7 protein-coding genes are annotated in these 8935 nt (G+C 69.9%); 5 read left to right on the top strand and 2 right to left on the bottom strand.

Annotation, left to right across the window (positions count from 1 at the left end; genetic code table 11):
- On the top strand, positions 1–253 hold a 253-nt coding region (locus tag AB7U92_RS15710), incomplete at its 5' end, for a hypothetical protein (RefSeq protein WP_428578728.1).
- On the opposite strand, the gene AB7U92_RS15705 is transcribed toward AB7U92_RS15710, so the two are convergent.
- Entirely contained in the window at positions 250–3819 is a 3570-nt protein-coding gene (locus AB7U92_RS15705) for an indolepyruvate ferredoxin oxidoreductase family protein (protein ID WP_428578726.1), read from the bottom strand. The two genes, AB7U92_RS15710 and AB7U92_RS15705, sit on opposite strands and share 4 nt — an antisense overlap.
- A 139-nt stretch (positions 3820–3958) precedes the next feature.
- Between AB7U92_RS15705 and AB7U92_RS15700 the strand changes: the two genes are divergently transcribed.
- Together AB7U92_RS15700 and AB7U92_RS15695 are read left to right on the top strand one after the other, a co-directional pair.
- Entirely contained in the window at positions 3959–4513 is a 555-nt protein-coding gene (locus AB7U92_RS15700; RefSeq protein WP_428578723.1) for an Lrp/AsnC family transcriptional regulator, read from the top strand.
- Positions 4510–5616, top strand: coding sequence for a diguanylate cyclase (locus AB7U92_RS15695; protein WP_428578720.1), 1107 nt, complete (start codon positions 4510–4512; stop codon positions 5614–5616). Before AB7U92_RS15700 ends, AB7U92_RS15695 begins: the two co-directional genes overlap by 4 nt.
- 7 nt (positions 5617–5623) lie before the next feature.
- Here AB7U92_RS15695 and mltA read toward each other — a convergent pair whose 3' ends face one another.
- Positions 5624–6766, bottom strand: coding sequence for a murein transglycosylase A (gene mltA / locus AB7U92_RS15690; protein WP_428578717.1), 1143 nt, complete (start codon positions 6764–6766; stop codon positions 5624–5626).
- Positions 6767–6953: 187 nt separating this feature from the next.
- On the opposite strand from mltA, the gene AB7U92_RS15685 reads away from it, so the two are divergent.
- Both AB7U92_RS15685 and AB7U92_RS15680 read left to right on the top strand, forming a co-directional pair.
- Positions 6954–8189: a cation:proton antiporter gene (locus tag AB7U92_RS15685; RefSeq protein ID WP_428578714.1), complete on the top strand. Its 1236-nt coding sequence runs from the start codon at positions 6954–6956 to the stop codon at positions 8187–8189.
- A partial coding sequence (locus tag AB7U92_RS15680; RefSeq protein ID WP_428578712.1) for a YbdK family carboxylate-amine ligase occupies positions 8186–8935 on the top strand: 750 nt, incomplete at its 3' end. The genes AB7U92_RS15685 and AB7U92_RS15680, both read left to right, overlap by 4 nt.

The following is an 8935-nucleotide window of genomic DNA, read 5'->3' as shown; positions in this document are numbered from 1 at the left end:
GACCAGCACGACCGCCAGCGGCCTCGTGGAGTCGGCGGTCGCGGCCGGCAGCGTGCGGGTGAACACGCTGCAGCCCTTCGTGCAGTACGACGTCGATCCCTACCCGCGCTCGGGCCAGTTCGAGGTGGTGGGCAAGACCGGCTCGCTGCAGGCCGTGGTGCTGTCGAGCTCGCAGGTCGAGATCGATCTCGATGCCGATGGCAACGGCATCTTCGAGGCGACCAAGACGGTGGCCTGGACCGACCTCTTCTAGGCGGCCTGTCGGGCGGCGTCGCCGCCGCGCCACTGCGTCATCAGCGTCTCCCACTTTGCGCGCGCCGCCGCGAGGTGGCGCACCTTCACGTGACCGTAGCCGCGGATCTCTTCCGGAATCCGCGCGATCTCCACGGCCTGCGCGAGGTTGGCCGCCGACAGCGTGCGCAGCAGTTCCTCGATGCAGGAGCGGTATTCACCGATCAGCGCGCGCTCGGTCCTACGCTCATCGGTGCGGCCGAAGGGGTCGAGCGCGGTGCCGCGCAGGCCCTTCAACTTCGCCAGCAGCCCGAAGGCGCTGCGCATCCACGCTCCGTAGGCGTTCTTGACCAATTCGCCCTTCTCGTTGGTCTTGGCCAGCAGCGGCGGCGCGAGGTGGTGGGTGAGCTTGATGTCGCCCTCGAACATGCCCGCGATCTTCTGCGTGAAGGCCGGGTCGGTGTGCAGCCGCGCCACCTCGTACTCGTCCTTGTAGGCCATCAGCTTGAACAGGTAGCGTGCCACCGCCTCGGTGAGCTTCGTGCTGCCCAGCGGTGATTCGGCCTCGCGCACCTTGTCGACGAAGGCGCGGTACTGCGCGGCGTAGGCGCTGTCCTGGTAGCCGGTGAGGAACTCGACGCGCTTGCCCACCACTTCGTCCAGCGAAGGCTTCTTCACGAACTCGATCACCGCCGCGGCGGCGAACAGCGACTGCACCGCCGCCAGGTCATGCGCGCAGCGCCGGCCCCATTCGAAGGCGGCCTTGTTGTTGTCCACCTGCACGCCGTTGAGCTCGAAGGCGCGCATCAGCGCGGCGTGGGAGAGCGGCACGCGGCCCTTCTGCCACGCATAGCCCAGCAGCAGCGGGTTGGTGTAGATCGAGTCGCCCACCAGCTGCACAGCCGCCTGCTCCGCGTCGAAGCCGCCGACCATCTCCGCGCCCACCGCCGCCGCCAGCGCCGCCTCGCAGCTGCCGCCCGGGAACTGCCAGTTCGGGTTGCGCACGAAGGCGGCGGTCGGCGTGCCGTGGGTGTTCAGCGCCACGAAGGTGCGGCCTTCGCGCATCACGCTCATCGTGTACTTGTTCGCGCCGACGATGGCGTCGCAGGCGATCACCAGGTCGGCCTTGGCGGTGTCGACCTTGGTGGTGTGGATGGCCTCGGGCCGGTTGGCGATCTGGATGTGGCTCCAGGTGGCGCCGCCCTTCTGCGCCAGGCCGCCGGCATCCTGGGTGACCACGCCGCGGCCCTCGAGGTGCGCCGCCACGCCGAGCAACTGGCCGATGGTGATGACGCCGGTGCCGCCGACGCCGCCGACGACGATGCCCCAGGGCTTCTCGGTCAGCGGCAGTGACGGCTCGGGAATCGGCGGCAGCGACGACAGGTCGCCGCGCGTTTCCTTCTTCGCCTTCTTCAGCGTGCCGCCCTCGACCGTGATGAAGCTCGGGCAGAACCCCTTCACGCAGGAGAAATCCTTGTTGCAGGTGTTCTGGTTGATGCGGCGCTTGCGGCCGAACTCGGTCTCCACCGGCTCCACGCTCAGGCAGTTGCTCTGCACCGAGCAGTCGCCGCAGCCCTCGCACACCAGCTCGTTGATGACCACGGTCTTGGCCGGCGTGGCCAGCTTGCCGCGCTTGCGGCGCCGGCGCTTCTCGGTGGCGCAGGTCTGGTCGTAGATGATCGCCGTGGTGCCTGGGATCTCGCGGATCTGGCGCTGGATCGCGTCGAGCTCGTCGCGGTGGTGCACCGTGATGCCGGCTTCGAGCGAGGCGCCAGCGTACTTCTCCGGCTCGTCGCTGACGATGACGACCTTCTTCACGCCCTCGGCCGTCAGGCTCTTCTGGATCTGCAGCACCGAGTGGCCCTCGGGGCGCTCGCCGACCTGCTGGCCGCCGGTCATCGCCACGGCGTCGTTGTAGAGGATCTTGTAGGTGATGTTCACGCCGGCGGCGATGCTCTGGCGGATCGCCAGCAGGCCGCTGTGGAAATAGGTGCCGTCGCCGAGGTTGGCGAACACGTGCGCGTCCTTCGTGAAGGGCGCCTGGCCGACCCAGGCCACGCCCTCGCCACCCATCTGGCTGAAGGTGCTGGTGCTGCGGTCCATCCAGATCGACATGAAGTGGCAGCCGATGCCGGCCATCGCCCGCGAGCCCTCGGGCACGCGCGTGCTGGTGTTGTGAGGGCAGCCGCTGCAGAACCAGGGCTGGCGGTCGCCGGTCTCGCTCTTTGCCGTGGCCATCGCGCGCTCGCGCGCGGCGATCACGTCGAGCCGCGTCTGCATGCGCGCGGCCACCTCGCTGCCCTCGGGCGCCATGCCCAGCTTCTTCAGCCGCTTGGCGATCGCCTTGGCGATGATCGCCGGCGTGAGGTCGGCCTTGGCGCGCAGCAGCCAGTTCTCGCTCGGGTTGGGCATGGCCCATTCGCCGCCGGAGAAATCGCCCTCCGGCTCGTCGAACTTGCCCAGCACGTTCGGGCGCACGTCGGTGCGCCAGTTGTAGAGCTCTTCCTTGAGCTGGTACTCGATGACCTGGCGCTTCTCCTCGACGACCAGGATCTCCTGCAGCCCCTGCGCGAACTCGCGCGTGATGGTGGCCTCCAGCGGCCACACCACGTTGACCTTGTGCAGCCGGATGCCAAGGCGCCGGCAGGCATCGTCGTCCAGACCCAGGTCGGCCAGCGCCTGGCGCGTGTCGTTGTAGGCCTTGCCGCTGGCGATGATGCCGAAGCGGTCGTTGGGGCCTTCGACCACGTTGTAGTTCAGCTTGTTGGCGCGCACGTAGGCCAGCGCCGCGTACCACTTGTGGTCGAACAGGCGGGCCTCCTGCTCGAGCGCGGCGTCGGGCCAGCGGATGTGCACGCCGCCGGGTGGCATGGTGAAGTCTTCCGGCAGCACGATCTTCACCCGGTCCGGATCCACGCTCACCGAGGCCGACGACTCCACCACCTCCTGGATCGTCTTCATGCCCGACCAGACGCCGGCGTAGCGGCTCATCGCGAAGGCGTGCAGGCCCATGTCGAGGATGTCCTGCACGCTGGAGGGGAAGAACACCGGCAGGCCGCAGGCCTTGAAGATGTGGTCGCTCTGGTGCGCGGCGGTGCTGCTCTTGGCCACGTGGTCGTCGCCGGCGATGGCGATCACGCCGCCGTGCTTGGCGGTGCCGGCCATGTTGGCGTGCTTGAAGACGTCCGAGCAGCGGTCCACGCCAGGGCCCTTGCCGTACCAGATGCCGAACACGCCGTCGTACTTCTTGCTCTGCGGGTAGAGGTCGAGCTGCTGCGTGCCCCACACCGCGGTGGCGCCGAGTTCCTCGTTCACGCCCGGCTGGAAGACGATGTGGTGGGCGTCGAGGTGCTTCTTCGCCGCCATCAGCGCCTGGTCGTAGCCGCCGAGCGGGCTGCCTCGGTAGCCGCTGATGAAGCCACCGGTGTTCAGCCCCGCCGCCACGTCGCGCTGGCGCTGCAGCATCGGCAGGCGCACCAGCGCCTGCACGCCGCTCATGAAGGCCCGGCCGTGGTCGAGGCTGTACTTGTCGTCGAGCGAGGCACTCTCCAGGGCCTTGCGGATCGACTCGGGCAGGGGTGCGTTCATGGGGCGCTCGCTCTGTGGTGGGGCGGGTCGAGTGTAGAGATTCGCTGCCGTGAAGTGCTTTCTTTCGTTGCCCGGTTAGGCCTTAGTTGAGAAAGAAGCTTTCGTCTGAACGGCAGAATGAATCAGAATCACGCCTGAAATGGCCATCCAAGGGAAAACCCTCGACACTCCGGCGGAAGCCGCCGAGAGCCACGGCGCGAGTCTCGACCGCTTCGACATCGCGATCCTGCGCGAGTTGCAGCAAGACGCGCGCCTGTCGAACGCCGAACTGGCCTCGCGCATCGGCCTGTCGGCCGCGCCCACCTGGCGGCGTGTGCGCTGGCTGGAGGAGCAGGGCTTCATCACCGGCTACCGCGCCGAGATCGACCGGCGCAAGATCGGCCTGGGCGTGCTCGCCTTCGTGCGCATCGACGCCGACCGCAACACCGCCGAGGCCACGCGCATGCTCGAGGAGGCGATCCGCCGCCTGCCCGAGGTGATCTCCTGCCACTACATCTCGGGCTCGGGCACATTCGAACTACAGGTGATGGCCACCGACCTCGACGCCTTCTCACGCTTTGCGCTCGATGCGCTGATGGGCCTGCCGCACGTGAAGGACGTGCACACCAGCTTCTCGCTCGGCGAGGTGAAGTCCGGCGGCGCGCTGCCGCTGGGCCATCTGCGCGCCTCAGGCGAAGCCACCGGGCCACGATGAGCCCGCGCCTGCAGGCCTTTGGCGACGCCCTGCTCGGCACCGAGCGGCGCCAGCGGGTGCGCAGCGCGCGCTGCCTGCTGGCCTGTGGCCTGATGGCCTACAGCCTGGCGAGCATGGGCTACTTCGTCGCCGTCGACATCGCGCCGGCGGGGCCGGTGCTGGTGCTGGCGCTGTTCGGCCTGGGCGGCATGCTGGCGTTCTATGCAGCGATCCGCAGCGGCGCAAGCCAGCGCTTCGCCGATCCGTCGCTGACCATCGCGCAGATGAGCTTCGCGCTGCTGGTCGGTGCGCTGGCCTACACGCTGGCCGGGCGGGCGCGCGGCGCGGTGTTCCCGATCATGATGGTGGTGCTGATGTTCGGCCTGTACTCGCTCACGCCGCGCCAGGTGCGCGCGATGAGCTGGCTGGCGCTGCTGCTGTTCGGCGGGGCCATGGGCCTGATGGTCTGGCGCGACCCGGCCATCTACCGGCCCGAGGTGGAGTTCGCGCACTTCCTGGTGATCGCCATCATCCTGCCGGCGGTCTCGATGCTGGCCGGTCAGCTCGGCCGCCTGCGCGATGCGCTCAAGCGCCAGAAGGCCGAGCTGCGCGAGGCGCTGGCGCACAACGAAGTGCTGGCCCTGCGCGACGAGCTCACCGGCCTGGCCAACCGCCGCCACATGGCCGCGCTGATCGAGGCCGAGCGCGAGCGTTGTGCGGCGCACGGCAGCCGCTTCTGCCTCGCGGTGCTCGACATCGACCGCTTCAAGCGCATCAACGACACCCACGGCCACCCCGTCGGCGACCGCGTGCTGGAGGTCTTCGCCCAGGAGGCGCTGGCGGCGATCCGCGAGGCCGACGTGCTGGCGCGCTGGGGCGGCGAGGAGTTCATGCTGATGCTTCCGGACACGCGGCTGACCGCCGCGCGGCTCGGCCTGGAGCGGCTGCGCACGCGGGTGGAGGCCCTGCGCGTGGCGCACGGCAGCGGCGAGCTCGGCTTCACACTCTCGGCCGGTCTGGTGGAGTACACGCCCGGCGAGCCGCTGGTCGAGGCCATCGCCCGCGCCGACCGTGCGCTCTACCAGGCCAAGCAGCAGGGGCGCAACAGGGTCGTTGCGGGATGAGCGAGGCTCAGCGCGGCCACAGCACCCACATGCGCAGCGCCTGCTTCATGCGTCCGGCCTGCGACTCGGCCTCGTCACCCCAGCCCCAGAAGTAGTCGGCACGCACCGCGCCGGTGATCGCGCTGCCGGTGTCCTGTGCCATCACCAGCCGGCGCAGCGGCGTGCTCGACAGCGGCTCGGTGGTGTCCAGCCATACCGGCGTGCCGTAGGGCACCGACTGCGGGTCGACGGCGATCGAGCGGCCCGGTGTCAGCGGAACCGCCTGCGCACCGCGCGGGCCGATGGCCGGGTCGGGCAGCGGCTCTTCCTTGAAGAACACGTAGCGCGGGTTGCTCCACAGCATCTCGTTGACGCGCTTCGGGTTGGCGCGCGCCCAGGCCTTGATGGCCGGCCACGAGGCCTGCTCGGGCCTGAGCTCGCCCTGCTCGATCAGCCAGCGGCCGACCGACTTGTAGGGCTGGTCGTTGTGGCCGGCGTAGGCCAGGCGCACCTGCCGCCTCGTGCCATTGGGCTCCTGCAGCATCAGCCGGCCCGAGCCCTGCACCTGCAGCAGCAGCGCATCGAGCGGATCGGCCACCCAGGCCAGCTCGCGGCCGCGCAGCGCCGCCTGCGCGGCCGGCAGCGTGTCGATCTGCTGGCGCGTCCACCAGGGCTTGCGCGCGGCCAGGTCGTCGGGCAGGGCATGCAGCGGCACGCGGAAGCCCGCGCGCGGCTGGCGCTGCGCGGCCACCAGCGGCTCGAAGTAGCCGGTGGCCAGGCCCTCGGTGGCGCCCTCGGGCGATTCCACCCGGTACGGCCGCAGCCGCGCCTGCAGCCAGGCGCGCGCGTCGGCATCGCTGGCCGGCGTGAAGCCGCGCGCGGCGACGCAGATCGCATCCCAGCCCGGCGCCGGCTTGTCGCAGCCGCGCTGCAGCGCCGGCCACACCTCGCGCGTGGCATCGGCGTTCCAGCCGGGCAGATCGTTCCACTCCACCGGCACCCAGCGGGAGCGGTTGCGAACCAGCGTCGCGGCGGCCGCCGCAGGCGCGGTCGCGGCGGGCGAGGCAGGCTGCGGCGCGGCAGGGGTTTGGGGCTCGGGCACCACGGCGCAGGCCGCCAGCCCTCCTAGAATCGCCGCGCCCATCCAGGCACGGCATCGAGACATCGTCATGTGGCTGATTCTGCTGGAAGCGCTGGCTGCGCTCGTCATTCTTCTGCTCATCGTGTGGTGGACGATGTTCTCCGGGCGCGCGCGCGGCGAGCGACGCCGAGATGGCGATGAATGACCGTCATACTGGGCGCCATCGGGGCCATTGCCCGCACACGCGGTGCCGGGCTCGTCCAAGGAGCAGCAATTGTTGACGGAGCTTGCCGCCTATCTCCAGGTGGATCCATGGCCGCCCGTGCCCGATGCGATGTTCTGGTCGGCGCTCGCGCTGGTCGCCGGTGCGCTGCTCGGTGAAGGCGTGCAGCGCGGGCTGGGCCTGCCGCGCATCGTCGGCTACAGCATCGCGGGCATGGCGATCGCGCTGTCCGGCCAGGGGCTGTCCGACGGCCGCCTGAACGGCAGCCTGCGGCTGATCGTGGATCTGGCGCTGGCGCTGCTGCTGTTCGAACTCGGCAGCCGCCTGCGCCTGCGCTGGCTGCGCATCAACCCGGCCTTGCTCTGGACCAGCGGTGCCGAGGCGCTGCTGAGCTTCGCCGCCATCGCCGTCGCACTGGTGTGGGTGGGCATGGCGGCTCCGCTGGCGCTGGCCTGCGCCACGATCCTGGTGCCGGCTTCCGGCGCGGTGGTGGGGCGTGTCGCCACCGAGCTCAAGGCCGAGGGGCAGGTCACCGAGCGCATGCTGATGCTCACGGCCCTGAACACGCTGTTCGCGGTCCTGGCGCACAAGCTGGTGATCGGCTGGCTGCATCTCGATCGCGCCGGTGACTGGGGTCGCGCCATCGCCCAGCCGCTCTACACGTTCGGCGGTTCCGTGCTGCTGGCGCTCCTGCTGGCCGGGCTGGTCGCCTGGGTGGCGCGGCGGCTGGACCTGCGCAACGAGAACTCGGTGCTGCTGCTGCTCGGGATGATCGTTCTGGCGCTGACGCTGGCGCGCGCACTCGGCCTGTCGACGCTGCTCGTGCCGCTGCTGGCCGGCGTTGTGCTGCGCAACAGCACCGAGAGGCCCTGGGTCTGGCCTCGACACTTCGGCACCGCCGGGGGCGTGCTGGTGCTGATGCTTTTCGTCATCGTCGGCTCGGCGTGGTCGGTGCAGGCGCTGGCGCTCGGCGCGACGGCGGCTTTGCTGTTGCTGGCGGCTCGCGCCGCGGCCAAGGCCGTCGCGGTGATCGGCCTGGCGCGCTGGAGCGGCATCGAGACACGCCAGGGCGTGGCCCTGACGCTCACGCTGATGCCCGTGTCGGGCACGGCGCTGGTGCTGTTCGCCGACCTGCACCTCAACCACCCGGATCTGGCGCTGGCGATCGCGCCGGTGGTTCTCACTGCGGTTGCGGCCATGGAGCTTGCGGGGCCGCTGGCCGTGCAGTGGGGCCTGCGGCTGGCCGACGAGGACCACCCGGCCCAGCGCCCGCCGGGAGCGCGCACATGAGCCTCGGAACCTTCGCCGAATCGCGCTCGCTCACGCTGGGCGTGGAGCTCGAGCTGCAGATCGTCAACACGCACGACTACGACCTCTCGCCGAGCGCGCGCGACCTGCTTCGCCTGATGGGCACGCGCAAGATCCCCGGCGCGGTGACCCCCGAGATGACCAACAGCATGATCGAGCTGTGCACCTCGGTCTGTGCCAATCATGCCGAGGTGCTGTCGCAGCTCACGCAGACGCGTGACGCGCTCGTCGAGTGCGCCGACCGGCTCAACGTGGGGCTGTGTGGCGGCGGCACGCATCCGTTCCAGCAGTGGAGCGAGCGGCGCATCTTCGACAAGCCGCGCTTCAAGCAGCTGTCCGAGCTCTATGGCTACCTGTCCAAGCAGTTCACCATCTTCGGCCAGCATGTCCACGTGGGCTGTGCCGGGCCCGACCAGGCGCTGGTGCTGCTGCACGGACTGTCGCGCTTCATCCCCCACCTGATCGCGCTGTCGGCCTCGTCTCCCTTCGTGCAGGGCACCGACACCGGCTTCCAGTCGGCGCGCCTGAACTCGGTGTTCGCCTTCCCGCTGTCGGGCAGGGCGCCCTTCGTCCTGCGCTGGGAGGATTTCGTCGTGCACTTCGAGAAGATGGCGCGCACGGGCGTCGTCAAGAGCATGAAGGACTTCTACTGGGACATCCGGCCCAAGCCCGAGTACGGCACGATCGAGGTTCGCGTGCTGGACACCCCCCTGACCATCGAGAAGTCT

This window comes from Piscinibacter sp. (assembly GCF_050175855.1).
Classification (GTDB): domain Bacteria; phylum Pseudomonadota; class Gammaproteobacteria; order Burkholderiales; family Burkholderiaceae_C; genus Piscinibacter.
Note: the sequence above shows the minus strand (reverse complement) of the source record. Positions and strands in the feature narration are given on the sequence as shown.

Coding starts and splice junctions, on each gene's coding strand:
- AB7U92_RS15705 (WP_428578726.1), bottom strand. CDS start 3,819: ATGAACGCACCCCTGCCCGAGTCGATCCGCAAGGCCCTGGAGAGTGCC.
- AB7U92_RS15700 (WP_428578723.1), top strand. CDS start 3,959: ATGGCCATCCAAGGGAAAACCCTCGACACTCCGGCGGAAGCCGCCGAG.
- AB7U92_RS15695 (WP_428578720.1), top strand. CDS start 4,510: ATGAGCCCGCGCCTGCAGGCCTTTGGCGACGCCCTGCTCGGCACCGAG.
- mltA (WP_428578717.1), bottom strand. CDS start 6,766: ATGACGATGTCTCGATGCCGTGCCTGGATGGGCGCGGCGATTCTAGGA.